The following is a 19910-nucleotide window of genomic DNA, read 5'->3' on the forward strand; positions in this document are numbered from 1 at the left end:
CTTATCATTCTGTGCCACCATGCAGCGCATTGGCGCGTGCCCGTTGCAAAGCATGAGCAACCGCACGACCGGTGGCCATGGGGTCACGCGCCCCATTAACATGCACTGTGACATTTTGATTGTGGGTGATGGGGGAACGGTCTTTGTCTCTTGGTTCTCTGGCAGATGAATTTACAGGAGAAGCCCCCGCAAATTGTACTATGGGTTGGATGGACGTTTTACCCCCCAAAAAACTTGGCAAAAACTCTCTTACATCAATCGACCCAATCCACCCCTTTATGCGGTGAGGTAAAGATTTACAATAATCCATCAATTGTGAGATGGACGACATAAAACCATCAACAATCCAACTCGCTAAATCTTCGCCGGCTTGTTCCATACCAGCCTTGGCACTCTCTGTGAGCTTTTCGCGGACAAAAAAACGCTTCAACCACCCCCAAAAATTAGAAAAGCTTTGTTTAACGCCCTCCCACAAACCAGCAAAGCTTTGAGAAACAGAGGAAAGTCCTTGTTTAAACTTTTGCCAATGGGAAGAGAGATCAAAAGCAGCAGCAATGATATTTTTCCATTTGGTGATGGTTGCCGTATCGGCACCAAAAAAGCGCATGACGGCTTCAAAGGCTTGGCCCCAAGCCCGTGTTATCCCCCGTGCAAAACCTTTGACAAAAGAAGAAAAACGATCCCAATATTTCCACAAAGCAAAACCAGAAGCCAATATGACAGCCACAACAGCAGCAATGAGAGCCCCTATTGGGGTAAAAATCCCCCCCACAACAGAGGCAATAGCTGCCCCAACCACTTCGATTACTGTCCCAATAAAGCCAAAAGAGGCAGAAAATGCCGCACCTGAAACGGCTATCCCCCGTAAAGCCCCCACAAGTAAAGTCATGGGGCGAAGAAGACGCAGCGCACTCCCACCAAGCCCTGCTGCCATTAAACCCAATGAGCGCCCTGAAGCGACTAATCCGCGCCAACTTGCCTTCAGCGTGCGGCTCACAACCCTCATCTTGATAAAAGAGCCCATCAATTGAAGAAGCCCAAGGCGGGTTCCCGCCATGGTAAAACGTACAACCCGCAAAGCAATATTAAAAGCCATCAGGGCGGCAATGGTTTTGATGATCACACCGGTTAAAACAGGGTGTTCATTAGCCCACGCCATCAAACCATTGACAAATCCCCCAACACTTTCCATGAGACTGTTGAGAGGAGGCAGGAGCACTTCACCAATGGTGATCCCTAAAGCCACAATACGGTTTTGCAACAGTTCAAATTGCCGCATGGCACCGGTTGCTTGTTTATCGGCTTCTTGTTCTACAGAGCCTTTAAAGACTTGTGGATCTTTCACATAATCTAAAGCTTGCCCTAACAATTGGGGGTTCCCCACCAATTTGGCAAAATCACCGGTAAACTCCCGCCCTGCAATGGCAATCAGAGAGCGCATCCCTTGTTCAGATTTGCCCAACACATTAAAAAAGCGCACCAAGGTACCGGTGGCATCTTTCTCCAAATCTTCCATGAATTTCTGGCGTGAGAGCCCAATATTGCTAAAGGCATCTTCAATATGTTTGCCTCCTGCTTGAATGCGCGCACTCATCGTATTAAAACCACGCGCCGCACTCTCTGGAACAATCCCAGCAGAAATCATCGCTGTACCAAATGCCGCGGTTTCGCGCGCTGTCAACTTAAACATAGTGGCTGCACCGGTGGCACGATTGGTAAAATCAGACACCTCACTGGCCTTTGCTGCCATGTGGTTAGAGAGATGGTTGATGGCATCCCCTAGATCTTCAATACCTTCCTGATTAAGCTTAAAGACATTGCGCAATTTGGCAAAGCGTTCCCCAATCTGATCCCCTGTCATATCAAAAGCAACAGCCGCTTTGGCCGCATAAATGCTAAAAGCCTCGAGATCTTGTTCACCAATGCCTGCTTGGCTAGCACTGGTCATCAATTCTAAGACTTCACGGGCAGCCAAAGGGATCTTTGTAGAGGTTTCCAAAGCAAAACGGCGCAATTCTTTTAAACGATCAAGGGGAGCATCCAGAACCTTTTCCAAGCCCTTCATTGATTGATCAAATTGCATGGCTTTATAAAGAGGGGCAATCAAGGTTGCGGTTTGCGCAATCGCCCCCACCATGCGCCCACGCGCATGGATAAAAGCATTTTCTGCATGGGCTGTGGCTTCCTTAAGATGCTCAGGGTCAAACCACCCTTTAAAATGTTTTCGTGTCTGGTTTTGGAAATGCGCAACATCTAAACTAAAGGCTCTTAAGTCTCGCTTGGCAGAAGCGATCCCCTCTTGCAGATGATTAACAAAACGCACAACAAGGGAAACATCCATGATTGCATCTTATCCTAACATTTGGCTTTCATATTCTTGTTGTTTAAGGCGCGCGAGTTCTTCTCGATAAGCAATCACATCAAGCCAATCCATCTGGTTAATCTCTGAAGGCGCCCAGTGATAATAAAGGGCTAGTTCTGCTCCAAATTGTCTGGCAGAGAGGATTGGCGTGTGGGAAAAAAAGCAAAAAATGCCTTCAACACTGCCATAATATCGATAACATCAAGACGATTAATGAGTTCAACAGATTCATGAGACATATCGGCTAAAAGCACGGCTATTCCTTCCATCGCCTCATGGGTAAGCAATGCCTCACAAACTTTAAGAATGAGCACATCATTGCTCAATGTTGTTTTATCCTCTTCTAAGCCAAGCAGAACAAGCTTTGCCAACTGCGGTCCAATCAACACGGCTAATTGGCGTGCTTGCTTGAAGTTTGGGCGATAAAAGGTCAATTTGTGCCGTGTCAATTCTTTGCCATCACTCTCCTTATAAACAAGGGGAACTTGGAGCTCTACATCAAGGCTGGTTTGTAAACTTGTCATGATCAATTCCTATAAATTGAGAATAGAGCGGCGCCGTTCACCAATCTCTTGTCCATTGCGCACAAGCCAACCGCCCCGTTTAAAAGAAAAGCGGTGTAAAACAGAACCATCCCAAAATTCCGTATAGTCCCAAATATTTTTGATCTCGCAATCATAGCCTGTGGCTTTTCCTGCCGTTAAGCCTTCGCTATCCACCTTGACCAACCGCCCTGTCACATCAATGGAATGTTCATGCTCGCGTCCATCTTCTTCAGACACCACATGTTTTTTGCCGGTAAATTTATGACGAAGACCAGGAGGACCACCAAAGATACCAATCACTTCAGGGGTGTGGCTGCGGATTTTCATTTGCAAATTTAATGCTTTGACACCAAGACCGCTCACATCAATTTGCATATCAGAGCCCCCTGGTTGATAGGTTTCTGTGATTTCTTCTAACGTAGGCAATTTGAGGGTTTCAAGATCAAGATGGAGATTGACATCATCATCAACAATCAGGGTAAAACCACGAACAATTCTTAAAGTCATATGTCACTCCTTGCTGCTTTGCGATACCCCTCTAGCGTATCACCAAAAGCATATGTCATTTTCTTTTGGATATCTTGCGCCAGCCGATTAAAGTAAGCACCATTGCGCCGGCTGCCAAAGCTTAAATCTTCGAGAGGGGGCACTTCTTCTGCATCAAATTCCACCCGCAATTTGCCAAGTTGTAAATTGCTGTTTGAATTTAAATCCCGATCAAACCAAACCCGCCCACCAAGCAGTGCACCGCGTGCAATCATATCATCAAGAAAGCTGGTCAAAGAGCGGGTAATGGCAATAACATGTTGACCGGTGAGATTCTCATCATTAGCCCAAGGGCGTAAATTGTTCATGATGGTTTTTTCCAGTGCCGCACGGGTGCGCACCACATTGACAAAACGCCAAAGCGGATCACTGGAGGTGGTATGATTGCCCCATAAAATGCGCCCATTGGAAGCTACTTCTCCCTGCCCATTTTGACTAAGGCGCGCGGGAATAAAGGTCGCAATATCGGCTTTATTGAGACGGTTTGCCTCATGATCAATTTCCCCATCAAAATAGCTAATGGGGCGTGCTGTCCCTAAAATACCATGCACATCTTGATTGGAGGGAGACCAGAAAACACCGCCCCTTTGCTTGTCACGTTTGATAAACATGGCGGCGGCAAAAGGACTTGCGGGTTTTATACTCACACCTCCCTCACGATTTGCCACCCGTACAAAGGGATCAATCAGATAACAAAAGCGTGAGGAAAAATCTGCACGATAGGCAAGGCTTTCTTGCGTATTTTTACCCCCCGTATCAAACACAGCAATGGCTTGTAGCTTTTCTGCCACCTGTTCCAAAGCATCTGCCACAGGGTTTTTGCCATTATCAAGGCGCCCTGCACTATAAGCTGGTGCAAGTAAAATTCCAGGTTCCACCCCCAAATGCCCCCGCGCATGAGCCAAGGCATGCACACCGGTCAAGTGAGTATTTGATCCCACCATTTCAGCTTGTGTCTCAGCAATGGTTGACTTTTCTTCCACCCGCACAAGGATCACTTGTGCCTCAATCCCTTGCGCGCGCACGGCATTGATAACATCAAGAGCTGTGCCCCGTGTCCCAAGCTTTTGGATTTTGTCTGTCTCATGGGTGAAGACCAACACGGGCTCGTTAAGGGGAAAAACTTGGTTGTCAGCATCAGGGGCTGTAACAACCGCCCCAAGGGCGGTTTGGCTAAACATCTCTAAGGGCCGAGAAGCTTGACCATCCTCAATGAGGCGGATACCATGATTAAATTCTATTGCCATTTTGCTCTCCAAATCAATGGAGAGACCATAACAACAAGAGCTCCCTTTCATAAGTCTGACACTGTCAGTCAAAAAAGCCCTTTAAAAGGGCTTTGAAAGAGATTTTAAAAACATATCAAGCATCATTACACTATTGTTTGAGTGTCTAAGCTTCTTCACCTTTTTCTTGTGATTTATGCCTAGGCTCTGCCATTGTGTCTTTATCCACCACGGGAGGAGAGAACACTCCGTCTTTGTAAGTCCAGCCGATTTGTGCTTCACTTGAGCGGATAGCTTCACCATCAAAGGCATGGACATAATTCTCAGATGCGACAATAATATTCGTTACTACACCATTTTCAACAACTGCATATTTCATGAAAAACTCCTATATAAAAAATCTCAACAATATTGCGCCATTTCCACCGTCACCACTGTTGTAATTTGCTGCATCCTTTCCAGGAAAATAACCGCCACCACCACCACCTGCATCAGCTTGGTTATGGCCACCTTTACCACCTTTACCACCTTTGTCACTTTCACCACCACAGCCACCATTACCATTATTAGATCCCCCGCCGCCGCCTCCACCTCCAAAAAGAGAACTTCCACCCGAGTAGCTTCCGCCATCTCCACCATCACCGCCAGAAAAAATAAAGTTTTTAATGCTTGTGTAACCTCCTCTTCCTCCTTTTCCTACTGTTTCGGTAACTCCACTACCATTAGAGCCTATACTCCCACCATTGGCGATGAGAACCCCTTCAATAATCGTGGCACCACCATTACCATTTTTACCACCACCACCAATTTGAATATTTTTTGCTTTTCTAAGCTGAGATCCTTTGATTTTAACGCGTACACATTGCCCTCCACCGCCTCCACCTCCACCATAATAGGTGTATGTGATACGACCGTTATAAGTAGTTTTTAACCGGACTCCAGTCCCTCCACTGCCTCCACCTCCCCATGCCCATATTTCTACCTCTGTGTCATCAGTGACATCTGCGGGAAATGGAAGTGTACCACTTTCTGTAATGAGAATTTCAACCGGTTTTTTGACTAATGAAGCTATTAATTTATCTATTTCTGATTTCGTATAAACAACATCACCATCCACTTTAAGCGGTCCTTTCAACGTGCTTCCCGTTGTGCTTAAACTTGTCACCGTTTCACCATTATGAATAAGGCTAAACGGCGAATTATCCAAAAGTTCTAAGCCACCACTCATGGTGACTTTGCTGGTAAATTTATTGTAATTTTTCCATTCATTTGGGCTTGTGAGGCGCCCATAACTTGTTAGATCTTGATTAATCTTAGCTCTAAAATCATCAAGCCCCACGATATCTTCGGTTTTATGCTGGTGCGCGCCTAACAGGGAGACAGCACTACCAAAGGTAAAATTGTTGTTGCTTGATTTATAGAGAACATAATTATTTGCTGCATCTTTTGCCCCCTCGATATCGCTTAAATCAGCAAATGAGAAAGTTTTATCGGCTGCCATCTTGCCATTGAGAGTGCTTTCTAGATCTGTGATTTCACTTATGGTATGCGTGTGTTGTAAAGGCGCTTTTTCGTCTATTTTTTCCTCAACAGCCACAAGCGCTTGATCAAGTTTATTGAGGTTTTCACGCAAAATAGGGAATTCAGAACTGATAAAACGCCCTTCTTGTGGCAATTCCATGTCGAGTTTTTTGGTTTTTGTCATCTCTTATTCTCCCATCATATGATGCCGGCGCCAAAATCACACACCATGGAACGCGCCGCCGGTCCACCGGTAAGGGTGAGTTTAAGGCGTGCTTGTTTGGCTGTTTTGTCACCACTAATAAATTTGCGCTCTGTCCAGAGAGGCTCCGATAACTGTTCTGTTTCATCGAGTTTCAAAGGGACAAACGCCCCATCATCCAGTTGCATCTCGAGGGTGAAAGAGGAACCGCCCGGCAAGAAGGTTTTGATATAGCTGGTCAATCTTGCCTTTTCCCCAAAGGCAAAAGCCCGCGTGATATAAGTTGCTGTTTTATGAATCTTTCCTGCAATCAACTGAACCGGGGCAAATAACACCGGAGAGAGTTTCTCTGTGCCTTTAAGAATGGCGCGAAGCTTGACCTTTTCACTGATATATTCGCTAAGGCTTAGCAATTGAAAGGGTAGCAGTTGGTAAACCGTGCCGTTGTTGCGTTCAATTTCAAAGATGACAGAGCAATCGCTTGAAGGCAATTCTACCGCTGCACGCACTTGCAAATCAGAACAATCCACAAGATCAAAGGTGCCTAAATCAACCATCTTTTCTGTTTGCCTGTAGCGTGCAGCCAACACCCGAAAGGCTAATGCTTCATCTTGATGGGCGCTCCAGCTTTGTGCATTGACAGAAGAAAAGCGCGGACCCGTCACATAGGGGTGGCTTGAGACATATCTTTGGCTGTCTTTATCAAAATCCCCAAGTTTAGCCAGTGATACGGAATGATCCGCATCATCGGTTTTAATGACAAAGGCGGTCAGACGGTCATCAGGGACGGTTAAGGGTACATCATAGCGTGCGCTAGCCCAGCCGGTTTTGGCACCCTTCATGGAATAAGATGTTTGGGCTTGAATATCAGCGGTCGGATAACCGTTTTCGGTGGTGACCAAATCAATCACCAGATCATGGGCTTGATTGCCTATTTTACAAAGATGGAAATCAATCCCCGTGATTTGCCGTGTTTCATCAGGGGTAAAGACTTGGGCTTGCGGGTCTACTTGTGTCCATATTTTCACCGTGGTGGTACGTCGCATCACCTTTACATCAATCACCCCTTGACCGGTAAAAAGCCCTGTTGCAACGGTGCCCCCTCTGCCTCGTGCAATCACATTCTTTGTACCAGCCGTAATATTCGCAGGAATGCTAAAGATGCCTTCAAGGGTGCCTTTGCTATCGGCAACAAGGCGGCTGTTGGGTAAGACATCCACACCATCAAAGGTAAGGCTTTCCAAGATTTCACCACGACCAAAGCCTTCAATCTTAAAATTCAGCTTAATTTGTCTTAAAAAATCGATTTGCTCTCGAGTCTCATTGATGAGGTCATCACGTACTTCCGTGTTACGGATAGTTCTCCCGCGATTCCATCCCATATTGAGTTGATTGGTGACACTTGAGAGCCAATCGGTGCGCTGTTCATGCCAAAAATCTGTTGCGGGGGTAAGGGAGACAGTCCCGGGGAGAGGTGCAAAATTTTGATAGGGGTTGATCTTTTCGCAAGCCGTAGTCAATTCTTGCGCAATGATCACTTCATTGGTCCAGTCAAGTGTGACAGGGGCGTTCAGGGGGGCAGTATAAAAGGTTGGATCAATGGCAAGCTGTAAAATGCCATGACCAATAGCCCCTGTTTGGGGAAACCCTTCATCGCGATAACTGTCATCGAGAAAAGGGTCTGCAAACATGCCTTTTTTGGCAACAGGCTCTTTAGAGTCAACATTGCTTTTAATGCGCTCTAATTGCATGAGGCGGTCAAGAGAGAGCACCCGTTGAAAATAACGCCACATCTCATCATAAGGGGCAACACGCGTGCCATCATTAGCCACTTGGGGGGTGCTAAGCCAATTGTTGGTAATGGTAGCAAGGGAGAGCACATCATCCGGGACACTGGGAGCCATGGGTTGGTCTGCCGAGACGCCTTTGATATAGACAACATTGCCTCCTGTGTTGAGACCAATACGGTCAATGCGGGGGAGTTTATAAGTGTAGCTTACAATGATATCACCTCCCTCAGCCCCTCCTGAGACGGTGATTTCCTGCGCTGTTACTTTATCCGCTTTTATGCTCGCGCGGTATCGATAGGTCACTTTATAACTACTGCCGGGGAGTGGTTCATCGCCCATGGGCGCCCAATCAATGGTGTCTCCGGTTTTTTTGAAATCCTTGCCTTCTTTAAATTCCTTGGTTCCTTGAACAATTTTGATAAAAGCGGTGATACTTTTGTCCGCCACCCCATCACGCCCGGAGGCAACTGCACCGCGAGTGATTGTCACGGTTTTTTCTTTCGTCAACAAAAGGGAATGAACAGCGGCAATGGGGGTATAATAGGTTTTAAAGGTAAAGCTTGTCTTGCCCTTTGGAGGTGCAAAAATATGGGTTTCACTAGGAACGGCACTTGTCGAAAAGTCCTCGAGTTCTTCATAGCGCAAAGCAGCCAAGCGCTTGCGTTTGAAACCATTGATATTGGCTTCTCCCTCTTGAATACTGAACACTTGCTTTTGTCCCTCTTGCCCCAAAGCTGTGACACGGCATCCCCCCACGATATAGTGTCCATGGGAGCGATCATACGTCGCAATGGCTTGCATAGCGGGTTCAAGTAATGAGGGGGATTTTTGATCAATCAAAACACCATCTTGCAAGATATAGACCGGAAAAAAAGTCCCTTTCTGGTCATCATCTTTGAGAGCCCAGACAAGTTTTGCGACCTCGCGTGCCGCACCTCCTTCTCCTTCTGCCAAGGACCCTGTAACTTGTCCTAACAGTTCTGGATCATCCTCATAGGTCACCCATTTCTTTTGCAACTTTACACCGATTTCCACGCGCCCCATCATGGAAATATTCGTGAGAACAGCATTTGAGACGGGAAAGATATCGCCTGCAATATAAATCTTACCCTCCGTTAAGGTAACGGTCTTTGTGTCTTTGTTGACAAAGGCATCTGCTCGTTCAACGCGGTCTCCTTCTTGTGCCACAAGGCGCCCCAAACGGTCATGACGCCCCCTGATGATGGTTTGCATTTCATTGAGTTCACCACCTTGAAGAAAAGAGCGCCTGCCATAAAACACCACGCTTTGTTGTTCATCTTTGCCGACCGATCTATCAATTGCAAAGGGTAGTCCGCTTTCATGTTTCATGTTAAAACCTCAATAAAATCTTGAATTGTTCGCGAACATCGGCACGCAAAGGAATATTAATGGGCGTTTTGAGTATCTCGACACCGCCATTGAGTTCATCAGGCTCCAACCAAAGCTTGCCAACCGCTATGTTTTCTGCGGGGGTAGCGTGAACGAGAATGGAAACAAAAGCTGCTTGTTTCCCGTCAACATCGTGAAAGTCTGTACGGGCAGCAAGAAACAACAGAGTGCCTGTTGGGGAGGGATTAAATCTGTTTCCGCAATGGTTGTAAACACCCTCTAAAACCTGTTCGACAGGCGCTACAGCATAGCATCTGCGATACCCAATCACACCATCTTGGCTGTCTCTTAACACGAGATAAAGCGTGCGACCATGAAACCACTCTGCCATAAGGATATCGCGTTCATGTTTTTTAACCGAACACCAAGGAAAATTTGCCAAATCCCAAGGGTAATCGATTTGGTTCCAGCTTAATTCCTCGTCAAAGTCATCAATCCAGTTGCCAATAAGCTTGCCTTCTTGTTTTGTGAGCGTGTGATTAATTTCTGTGGTGCGTCCAAAGGAAAACAGAGTGTCACGAGCTGTTAAGCGCACGCCACTTTCAAAATCCAGCATGCTGTCATCAAGGCGTGACATATCGCCTTCTATAGCTCCCACATCATAACCATAGGTCCCACGGCGAAAATCAGAGCGAAAGCTTTTGGAAAGGTCGACAATGGCTTCAATGGCTTCAAGGCTGCTTTGTTCAGGCAATTGATCAAAATCAAGTTGAAAGGAATTCCACCATGCACGCCCTGACCATGCGGGTGTAAAGTGTGCAGAAAGCTCTAACCATTGAAGTCCCAACTCAATGGCTGCAACAGAACCACGCAAGCGCTGCCATGCAAGCCCTTGGTCAATCAGATCATAAGAATTCGAGAAATAAGGCGTGAGTTCTTGTAAACCATATTCATCAATGAGAGAGGGCAACCAAGATGGAGGGCGCGTGATTAATTTGGCACGAGAAATATCTTCGAGTGCCCTTTTTACTTGAACATCAACAGCCATTGCATCAGCAAGGCAGCGTTCAAACAAGCTTGAATTTGGCGGCAATAACAACGAGACCATCAATAAGCGTGCCCCCGTAATGATAAGGCAATTTCCCCTAGTGCTATCGCCTCATGAGGGGCGACCAGAATATCCTTGCACGGTTGCGTTATCTCCACATGATGCACACCCTCAACCATCAGGCGACTGAGTATCCAACTTAAAGAGAGATCACGCCCTAGTCTCCATGTACGCGCCCACTCTTCTCTCAAATTCTGCTCTGCCTTTTCTAAAACAAGAAAACCTTCATGAGGCAACAACCAAAGATCAGCCGAAATATCGATCACCCGCTGCACGGCACTTTTGACCAAGAGAGTATCATTGGTCATTTTTACCTGTTCTTCATCAAGGGCTGCTTGCACCTTGGCAATCAAAGCCTCATCAGCCACCCCTGATGGGCTGTCACTAAAAAGCGCCACATGAATGAGCGGGCTTTTACCCTCACGATAAACAAAAGCATCTTTGACATGGATATCGCTGGAGAGGGCAAAATATTGGTAGCGGGGCACTGTGCCCCCTGTGGAATGCCCTTGCCTATTTAAGCGAATGCGGCGGCGAAACCGCGCATCATCTTCATCTAAAAGGCGCGTAACCCCATGAAAATCTCCCAAATGGTCTAAACTTGTCCCACGCGCAAATTCCAGTAAATTGTCTCGCGCTACTTCATTAATCCGTTGGCGCAACAGCAACTCTTCATAAGCAGCCGCTTGTAATTGTATGACCACGGGGTCATAAGCGGTCTTTTCCACATTATAGGGAATATGATGAGCTGCAAAAACATCCACCAAACGCGCAATCTTTTGCTCTAAAATTACTTCAACACAAAGCTCTTCAATAATTTGTGGCAGAGGGAGTTGTGAAAAGGGTAAATGTTCAAGCTCTGCCATAAAAAACCTCTAAAGGAAATTGCCTCTCTTGCCCATGGGACCAATCCCCCAAATGTCCATCGGGATAAAAAACACCCCTTAAAACAAAGTGGAATGTCCCCTCGCGCGTTGCTTTGGTCAGATCAATCCTTTGCAATGAGAACCCAGGCTCTCCGCATTCTGGATTATCGAGCGCGCAGGCAATGGCTTGATAAAGACGTAAGATTGTTGCAGGATCAGCATTGGCATCTTGGAATTCTCTGACATCACACCCATAATGGCGACGCAAAACCCGTGTTCCTATCCTTGTCATTAAACATTTATGGAGTGATTGTTGGCAATGATCCCAACCATATAAGAGAGAGCCATCCTTTTCGCTCACCCCACAACGCATGGTTTAAGCCCCTTTGCTTGTCTTTGTGGTAGAAACGGTTGGGGCCGCAGCAACAACGGGGGCTGTTTTTTCAGCAATCTGACCAAGAAGCAAAGGGTATTTTGCTGCCTCACCGCTTAAACGGATTTCTTCACCCTTGCCTGGTGAACGGTTGCCTGCAACAAAATCGGCATTGGTTAAAACAACATAAGTGTTCTCATGCATGATAAAACTCCTTTAAAGGGGGGAAGAGGTTGTGGAAGGACCGATTTTGACCCCGCCGTGTTTATGGCTTGCGCCAACAGAAATTTGATTGTGCTGCAAATCTTCTGCTTCAATCTGTACACTGCCCGTTAATGCAACACGGGTTGCTTGATGAGAAAGCACCAGACCTTGTGCACTCAAATGGATTTGGTTTTCTCCATGGGAGAGAATAAGTTCATCTTTTGTCATCCGCAAAGCGCCCCCCGCATAACAGAGCGCAAGCTCTTGCGGCGAGCGTGCGGGGTTAGGCATATCCTCACTATAGCTATCGCGTACAACCAGAGAGGCGGAGCCAATTTCACCATGGGGGTTCAACAACCGCACCGGATCACCAACATTGAAAGGCATATTGCTGGAAACAGCCCCCGCCGCTTCTTGTGCTTGCAGCCAAGGCGATAAAACCGCTTGTCCATTGGCACTCTCAGAGAAAAGTTTCACCCGCACCCTATGACCATCAACTTCTGCAACCCGCCCGATCATGTGTTGGTTGGCAAGACAGCGTTCAAGCGCATCAAGACGCTTCATAATTTGTCGAAAGGTATCGCTTAAGAGATGTGCATCATTCATGCCCCCACCTCATTGTCTAAATAAATCAACCCAGCTTTGAGTTGTCCCGCATCAGCAAAAATATCCTGTCCCAAATGATATAAATCTTGGTGCCATTCCACCACACTGATCGATACACCACGCTGCTTAATCGCCGCAGAGATAATGGGATCAATTGACACATCCCGCGGGGCACTTAAATGTGTCAATCCCCACAATTGTCCGCTATGGCATAAAACCGCGATAGCTTCTGCCAAAAGCCAACTTTGGATATCACGCTCTTTACCCGTGGTAATAATAAAAGCCCCTAAATGGAGATCCGCACTCTGCTGTCCAGACGCCACAGAAGTTAAGCGACTTTCTAAAACCGCAACACGCACAGCTGGTGCCACAAGCATTTGTGTTTCAAGCTCTTCTAAATTAAAGCGTCCAAATTGACAGGCACAATCGCGCACATCTGGCAAAGCGCGTTTAAGGCTCTTTATCACCGCCTCACGAAACGCATTAATACGCCCTGCTTGCTTGATCATTTGACTCACGAAAAGATCCTTCCCAACCAATCCTCTGCTGCTTTGACAATTTCCACTTTATTTTGCTCTGAAAGCCCCAAATAAGGGCGCGCCGGCATGGTCACTTGCGGCACACACACAAAACGCTGTGCTTTGCTGCTTTTCAGAAAAAAGCGAAGGGTTTTGCCATTTTTGGGGCGAATAACCCCACCCAATTGATGAATCCGCGCATAAACCAACCCACTCCCCACCATCACCTTTTCTGGTGAAGCTTTCATATCAATGGAGCGTGAGAGCGCCCCACTGGCAAAAAGAATGGAGGTACGGGCATGATTGTTTTTCCACTTTTCTCCTTGGGGAGAGGTTTTTTCACTTTGAATCCGCCGCCTTGTGCTCTCTTGAATGAGGCGTCCAACCCCTTGTGCTAAAGTCCCCATCGAGCTATCAGCTCCCTTTTGTAAAAAGGATAAGGCCGCTTCAAGCCCTGTCTCTTTAATCTCAATATGGGTTGAAACAGACATGTTACCTTCCCATCAAACGCGGTTTAGCAGTAAAAAAAGCCCCATCACGCACGGGACCATCTTCGCTCATAATTTTAGGCTCATCGCCCCCCAAACCCGCCTTGCCTTCCGCAATGCGTTTCAGCAAATCAACCGCCTGTTTGTAACGATCTTCAATGGTGGTGGTCAGTGCCGTATGGCGTATGGCTAAATTATAAACAGCAATATTGACACAAATCATGCTGAGAGCCGCCGGCTGTCCAACAATGGGGACACAGTAGCGATGAGACAAATGCACATCAATCTCACCACTTGCTTGGTTTAGAGCAAGGGCAATAGCTTGATCTAAAAGCACTGGATCAGAATTCTCATCATCAAAAGCACATAAGTCTTTTAAGAAATCATCACCCCAGAGCTCTTCAATCAATGTTTTGCTTGCATACGCCATCTTTTAAAGATTCCCTTAAACAACATCTTGCAGCAACACACCGGCATCTTTTGCAGCGACCAATTCACACACCCGTTCACCCACACGCACCCGTTTACCACCCGATAAACCAATATCTGGATCAGAGATCACCCCAGAGATACGCTCACCCAATTGAGCACTAAAGCCCCAGCTAATCACCGAACCATCCGCCTGTTGCTTGGTAGGATCAATATAAAGCAGAGCAATCTTATTGCCCCAAACGCGCGCCAATTGCGCCGTACGCCCTTTGCGAGCTAAATTCACTTGCGATTCACCAATGAGTAAACGATCGGGGTGTATTTCCATCAGATCAGCAAATTGCGCTTTGGTGACAAAACCATCAGCAGTACCACCCCCTTTAACGGCTTTGATGATTTTAGGGTGGCGTTTGAGTTTTGACCAAACAACTTTGCCCATCACAAGGGTGTTGGGCGTATAGATGAGACTTTTATCCATGGCCTCATCTAAAACAGCATAAGGGTCTGATTTCTCATAATCACTAAACTTATCCTCGCCTTTAAGCGTCATCACCCGCTCTGGCGCATAATTTTTATTGTCTTGCACAAGCGCTGCCACCCGCACTTCACGCCCCAATTCCAGCAAATTGGCAAGTCCTTCCACAGCTGTCTTTTCGGGGTTATAACGAGAGCGCTTTTCTGCCCGTGCGCGAGCTGCTGCCTCAATATCGGAATTGGGAATGAGATCATCAAGCCCGTAATCTTTGACACTGGCTTCCCGTTCAAAGGCAGAAAATTCTACCACATTCGGGCGTCCTTTTCGCCCAACCTCAAGTTCAGGAACGGTAAAATTTTCCGCTAGAGGAAACTCACTATATTTAAACACCTCACTTAAAACAGAAACGCGGGGCAAAACTTTATCGCCAATAAGAGAACCTGCTGGATTGCGATACCCAATAGCAATGGCGGTAAGTGTTGGATCAATGGGAAAAGGTCTATTCATTTTTAGCCTCGATTAATTAATTTTAAAAGAAATAACATCACCAGCAGAGCCATCACTCATGGCAATACCAATGGTGCGGTCTGCTGCTTCTGCCTTTATGGCGTGCCCTTTGGGGTCAGAGGTCAAAAAATCACCAAAGGAAACATTGCCCCCACAGATCACTTCGCCCCAGCCACATTGACCAACATCAAGCATCTCACCAGCCTTTGCACTCAAAGAGCCGGCAGTGCCTAATAATTTATCACCCTTTCCAGAAGCCGTTGCCACCATTCCCTCAGTTCGTGCTGCAACAATGCAATAAGGTGAAATTTCCCCAGCAGCGCGAAAAGATTTAATCAAAATCATCGTACTCATAATGGGCGCTCCTTTTGTTCACAAATATGATCGACCGCTTGGCTAATAGTGATGTCGAAGCCTTTTTTCTTCTGCTCTTCCTGATAATGACGTGCCGCAACAGCAACCTCTTCTGGCGCAAGCTTTGGTTCTTGTGCTAAGGCACACACTTCTAGAGGGCTTGTTGAGGCAAGCGCCGGCAATTTTTCTATCAAACTTTTAAAATGCTCCATCCCCCCTTCAAGGCTACAGAGCGCACGATATTCTGCGCGGGCTGCCGGCAAAATCTTGCCCTCTTCAATGGTCTTGTCTAAAAGACTCTCAATGGCACTGTTTTTTTGCTCTTCTTGCAAAAGCGCTAAATCTTCTCGCGCTTTTTTTAATTGGGTGCAAAGTTCCACGCGTTCCTTTTCGCGCGCTTTAAGCGTTGCTAAAACCTCATCCGCTTTAGCATCTTCTGCCAACGATAGTGCACTGGCAATGGCTGTCAAATCCATCATTTTCTCCGTCAAAGTTATAGGGGGTATTTTGGGCTGTTCACGGCTTAAAGCCGTCATCACAAGGGCTGGACGATTGACCAGTCCAGCACCGGCTAAATTTAAAATTTCACCTTTCTTGGAATGGCGAAACTCAGGCGAAAGATAGCGATATTCTCGAGCAATAATTTTTTTGGTAGCCATATCTGTCCATTTAACCCGTCCCCAAATCGCACCATCCCGCTCTGCTAATTCTTCAATCCAGCCGCTTGCCGGCGCTTCCAAGCCATTTCTCGCACGGTGATGTTGTCCATGCTCATAATCAATCACAAGCGGTCCTTTATTGGCTGCAAAGGCTTTTAAAATAGTTTGCGGATTATAATGCCATTGTCGTCCATCACGTGCCTTCACATGGGGCGCTTTGGGCAACAACTCTACCCACTCAGGCGCTTGGCTAATGGTGGCGTCTTCAAATGAAATGTCTTGGCATAAAACGTCTGGACAGAGATCTATTAACGCAGCATGAAATGTCTCATCATAAAATGTCTGGGCATCCCCATCTTTTTGATCTTCGTGAAATTCCTGTTCCATACATTGCCTATTGCTTTACAATTGTCATTGGCAATACAATGCATGAAACCGCTTCACCTTATAAGTCTGACAGTGTCAGTCAAAAGAGCATTTCTCAAAAAAGCACTCTTTTCCCTATTATTCTCCTTGTGAGAGAAACCCCCGTGCTAAACCATCCCATAAAATCGTTTTCAAAGGCACTTCAAAGGCGATAGAGCGCCGTTGTGAAGTGAGAGGTACAAATTATCACTCCACACAACAAAGCCTCTCTCAAGCCGTTTTTTTTTAAAGATTGCTTTTGAACGTTGAAACTGTTAGATTACCCACGAGGCGTGAGCCAGTTTTGCCAGGACGGTTTTACCGGATCTGCGAGGAGTTGACCGCCCTCCACGCCTTCCCGTTTTCCCCATCTCGACCCTTCTCCGCAAAGCCAACATGGTTTTTCTCAAAGTGCGTTTTTTTAAAGATTGCTTTTAAACTTTTAAACTGTTAGATTACCCGCGAGGCGTGAGCCAGTTATACCAGGACGGCTTTGCCGGATCTGCGAGGAGTTGACCGCCCTCCACGCCTTCTCATTTTTCCTCACACACCAGTTCCTTCTTTGCAAAGCCAACAGAGCTTTACGGTGTTCTTTACAACAACCGTTCATCCTTCTTTTCAGCCGCATCCAATAAGCGTCCAATTTCTCTAGAGCTCTTTTTATGCATGGAGGTCAACCACCATTCTTGTTTGCTTGCTACCCATTTGACCACAAAGCGCCACCATGCCCCACCACTTTCACCAAAAAACATAACACCCTGCGTATCTTTGCGTCTGATAACGCCATGGGGGCGAATGAGTGTTTGAATGGCACCACGAAAATCCTCCAAGTGAAGAGCTCGTGCTTGATGCTCTAACAAAATATGTTTTACGCTGTCTGAAGATAAGCGAATAAGAGAGTCCTCCGCTGCAAAAACATCACGCACCTTTTGGATCATGGGGGCAATGGGAATAAATCCACGTGGCATATGTCCTTCAAACATGGCTTCCAAAAGGGGTGAGCCCACAATATCTTCAATGGCAATGCGTTTCTGATTGTCCCCCATGGCGTCAATTTTATCACTCAAAAAATTGCTTAAATTTTGCGCACGATGTTTTCCAGGATTCAAATGCCAACCAGGATCAATCCCCTTTGGTATCTTTTCAACGCGCCCCGTCCGCTTATTGCGCCAAACCCGCGTCTCCACATGGGGTGGCGCTGCCCCCTCTTCATAGCCTAAATTGTCTGCTTCATAACGGCTTACCTGTCGCACACTGCATTTACACCGCCAGCCATTGGGTGGATAAAGCCAATCCCAAATGGGATCATCAACAGGTGCCGTAAACCCCACCCAACTTTCATGTTCCAAACGCTTATGTTCTGAACTCGACAACGCATAGGTGAGATAAGGCAAAAATTCTTTATTATTTTGTGTGCGCTCCCACTCACCTGCCGCATGCGCACTCATGGTATTGGCCCAATAAACCGTTTCTAAGCGCCGCGGGCTGCCCAATTGCACCACACTCTTTTCACCCGTTTTCGGATCACGCGCTAATTTTTTCCCCCACCACCCTTTTTCCTGCAAAATCGGCATTAAATTTTTTTGAAACTCTTGAAAAGGAACTTGATGCTTTATCGCTTCTCCAACCGCTTGCTTAAAATCCTCTAAAATATCATAGCCTACCGATTTTGCCACCGTAAAGGAAAAGGCATGTTCTTCTGGTGCTATATCCCGCCAATCAAAACTTGGAACAAGCGCTTTGGCTTCAAAATAACGGGTCACCTCTTTAGGGGCCGTTTTAAAAAGTTCCTCATCCATGATACCCCAACCCACGTGCAATCATCTGCACCTTTGCCAAGCGTGCTGCCAAGGCATGATGATCCATCTCACCCAACAATTCATCTAAGCCTTTAAGGATATCCTCATAACTTTTAGCCTCTCTCACAAGCTTTTTAAAAGGTTCTAAAAGGGGTTCTAAATCCTCTTCCCAGTCGCTTAAAGCTTCTTCAGAAAGCCGATCCAATTCGTCGTGATGTTTCACGCCCTGCTCTCTTTCGCCCTGCTTTCTTGTCACAGAAATATCAACAACACCCCCACAATCAGCACAAACATCTGCCTTTTGTTGCCCGGCATCATCAGCTGTAAGGGAAGGAGCCTTTAAAACATCCTCTCCCTTTTTGGGTTGCGAAAAGCCAATCTTATTGCGCACTTCTTGCGCCCCCACACACAATCCTAAAGGAACAAGTTTTTCCAAAGCATCACTGATGGCTTTAATATCTTCATTTTCCGAAATCGGCCAATAGACAAGCGGAGTGCGCTCTTGGGGTCCAAAATTAATCTCAACAAAGGGAACGATTAAATCACGATTAGTGGTCAAGGCTAATTGGCGTGCATCAGCTCTAGCAATATCATGGCGTACATTTTCATGAATGCGGGCTTGCGAAAAAGACGAACCATCGTCTGTCGTCATGGTTTGCCCCAATACCCCTTTAGAAATCTGCCGATCTAAATATTCAGCCTTCGCGGCAAAAACCGCATTGCCACTGCCCCCTGCTGCTTCAATAAACTCAATCTCCATCTCTTTGGGAATAATCGCCGCCGCATCACTGGATAAATCACGTACCGCTTGAATCAGAACCCGCCGCTCCTCATGAGAAGAGCTTGCCCCATATTTACCAACACGCAAAGGCATGCCATAAACTTCTAAAAATGCCATCCAATCTTTCAGCGTATAAGACTTGAAGAGAAAAGCCCAAGCCGCAAGACGTGCAAGTCCAGAACGAATAGGCAAACCGCTTTTAAGCTTGGGTCTGTGAATAGAAAATTTATAAGCAGGCAATTCACTTCCATACAAAGACCCCTCTTCTTTTAAACGCAAATGAAAGCCATCCCGCCGATCCAATTGAAAAAACCGCTGGTCACGCCATTTCCAAGCAACCGGCCACCATTCCTTAGCACTCTTGTCCCACAAAGTTTCAACAACCGCATAGCCTTTTCCCAAAGCATCTAACAAATCCGCCACATAATCATCAACAAAAGTCGGTGCACTGATCACTTCCCGCACCGCATCCGCTATCTTTTTATCCAATGCACTGTTGCTTGCGGCAATCACCCCAGGCTCCACCCCTGTGAGAGCATTTTTACGCATGCCAAGCACAGCACGATAATGCAAATCGCGCTCTTCCATATCATCAGCAAGTTGAAAAAACTGTTCTGGAGCCCCCCTTGCTGCCTGCTGCAAAATATCAGCAAGTTGCGCAGGCGTCAAACCACTCACAACAGTTTGTGACCACACATCACGAACACCCCCAATGGTAGGGCTTGCAACTTCCCGTTCCAATCCCTTTATCTTAAGAGCCCTGCCCCATTGGTCTAAAAGTTGTACCATTTCATCA

Annotated in this window: 20 protein-coding genes; all 20 read right to left on the reverse strand. The window is 46.6% G+C overall.

Features of this window, described 5'->3' with window-relative positions:
• Window positions 1-4: 4 nt before the first annotated feature.
• A complete protein-coding gene (locus BTR_RS05825; protein ID WP_012231794.1) occupies window positions 5-2341 on the reverse strand; it encodes a phage tail tape measure protein in 2337 nt (778 codons plus the stop codon).
• Between the two features lie 131 nt (window positions 2342-2472).
• On the reverse strand, window positions 2473-2886 hold the full coding sequence (locus BTR_RS05830) for a hypothetical protein (RefSeq protein WP_012231795.1): 414 nt from the start codon (window positions 2884-2886) through the stop codon (window positions 2473-2475).
• Between the two features lie 9 nt (window positions 2887-2895).
• Complete coding sequence (locus BTR_RS05835; protein WP_012231796.1) at window positions 2896-3414, reverse strand: phage major tail tube protein; 519 nt, start codon at window positions 3412-3414, stop codon at window positions 2896-2898.
• Window positions 3411-4700, reverse strand: coding sequence for a phage tail sheath C-terminal domain-containing protein (locus BTR_RS05840; protein ID WP_012231797.1), 1290 nt, complete (start codon window positions 4698-4700; stop codon window positions 3411-3413). Before BTR_RS05840 ends, BTR_RS05835 begins: the two co-directional genes overlap by 4 nt.
• Before the next feature lie 145 nt (window positions 4701-4845).
• A complete protein-coding gene (locus BTR_RS05845) occupies window positions 4846-5058 on the reverse strand; it encodes a hypothetical protein (protein WP_012231798.1) in 213 nt (70 codons plus the stop codon).
• 9 nt (window positions 5059-5067) lie between these two features.
• Window positions 5068-6384, reverse strand: coding sequence for a Bgr_08870 family protein (locus tag BTR_RS05850; RefSeq protein ID WP_012231799.1), 1317 nt, complete (start codon window positions 6382-6384; stop codon window positions 5068-5070).
• Between the two features lie 14 nt (window positions 6385-6398).
• A complete protein-coding gene (locus BTR_RS05855) occupies window positions 6399-9542 on the reverse strand; it encodes a DUF4815 domain-containing protein (protein ID WP_012231800.1) in 3144 nt (1047 codons plus the stop codon).
• Window position 9543: 1 nt separating this feature from the next.
• A complete protein-coding gene (locus BTR_RS05860; protein ID WP_012231801.1) occupies window positions 9544-10650 on the reverse strand; it encodes a phage tail protein in 1107 nt (368 codons plus the stop codon).
• Window positions 10650-11516, reverse strand: coding sequence for a baseplate assembly protein (locus BTR_RS05865; RefSeq protein ID WP_012231802.1), 867 nt, complete (start codon window positions 11514-11516; stop codon window positions 10650-10652). The genes BTR_RS05860 and BTR_RS05865 overlap by 1 nt, the downstream gene beginning before the upstream one ends.
• A complete protein-coding gene (locus BTR_RS05870) occupies window positions 11503-11889 on the reverse strand; it encodes a GPW/gp25 family protein (RefSeq protein ID WP_012231803.1) in 387 nt (128 codons plus the stop codon). Before BTR_RS05870 ends, BTR_RS05865 begins: the two co-directional genes overlap by 14 nt.
• Before the next feature lie 3 nt (window positions 11890-11892).
• The gene (locus tag BTR_RS05875) at window positions 11893-12093 is read right to left on the reverse strand and encodes a hypothetical protein (RefSeq protein ID WP_012231804.1); all 201 of its coding nucleotides are present in this window, start codon (window positions 12091-12093) and stop codon (window positions 11893-11895) included.
• A gap of 12 nt (window positions 12094-12105) precedes the next feature.
• Window positions 12106-12699 (reverse strand): phage baseplate assembly protein V, encoded by a 594-nt coding sequence (locus tag BTR_RS05880; protein WP_012231805.1) that lies wholly within the window; start codon window positions 12697-12699, stop codon window positions 12106-12108.
• Window positions 12696-13217: a hypothetical protein gene (locus tag BTR_RS05885; RefSeq protein WP_038473602.1), complete on the reverse strand. Its 522-nt coding sequence runs from the start codon at window positions 13215-13217 to the stop codon at window positions 12696-12698. Before BTR_RS05885 ends, BTR_RS05880 begins: the two co-directional genes overlap by 4 nt.
• On the reverse strand, window positions 13214-13708 hold the full coding sequence (locus BTR_RS05890) for a phage virion morphogenesis family protein (protein WP_012231807.1): 495 nt from the start codon (window positions 13706-13708) through the stop codon (window positions 13214-13216). Before BTR_RS05890 ends, BTR_RS05885 begins: the two co-directional genes overlap by 4 nt.
• A gap of 1 nt (window position 13709) precedes the next feature.
• The gene (locus tag BTR_RS05895) at window positions 13710-14135 is read right to left on the reverse strand and encodes a gp436 family protein (RefSeq protein WP_012231808.1); all 426 of its coding nucleotides are present in this window, start codon (window positions 14133-14135) and stop codon (window positions 13710-13712) included.
• Window positions 14136-14150: 15 nt separating this feature from the next.
• Entirely contained in the window at window positions 14151-15116 is a 966-nt protein-coding gene (locus BTR_RS05900) for a major capsid protein (RefSeq protein WP_012231809.1), read from the reverse strand.
• A 12-nt stretch (window positions 15117-15128) separates the two neighbouring features.
• The gene (locus BTR_RS05905) at window positions 15129-15470 is read right to left on the reverse strand and encodes a DUF2190 family protein (protein ID WP_012231810.1); all 342 of its coding nucleotides are present in this window, start codon (window positions 15468-15470) and stop codon (window positions 15129-15131) included.
• Window positions 15467-16516 (reverse strand): phage protease, encoded by a 1050-nt coding sequence (locus BTR_RS05910; RefSeq protein ID WP_012231811.1) that lies wholly within the window; start codon window positions 16514-16516, stop codon window positions 15467-15469. Before BTR_RS05910 ends, BTR_RS05905 begins: the two co-directional genes overlap by 4 nt.
• A 611-nt stretch (window positions 16517-17127) precedes the next feature.
• The gene (locus BTR_RS05915) at window positions 17128-18333 is read right to left on the reverse strand and encodes a phage head morphogenesis protein (RefSeq protein WP_012231812.1); all 1206 of its coding nucleotides are present in this window, start codon (window positions 18331-18333) and stop codon (window positions 17128-17130) included.
• On the reverse strand, window positions 18326-19903 hold the full coding sequence (locus BTR_RS05920) for a DUF935 domain-containing protein (protein ID WP_012231813.1): 1578 nt from the start codon (window positions 19901-19903) through the stop codon (window positions 18326-18328). The genes BTR_RS05915 and BTR_RS05920 overlap by 8 nt, the downstream gene beginning before the upstream one ends.
• Window positions 19904-19910: the final 7 nt, after the last annotated feature.

The sequence above is a fragment of the Bartonella tribocorum CIP 105476 genome (assembly GCF_000196435.1).
Lineage (GTDB): Bacteria > Pseudomonadota > Alphaproteobacteria > Rhizobiales > Rhizobiaceae > Bartonella > Bartonella tribocorum.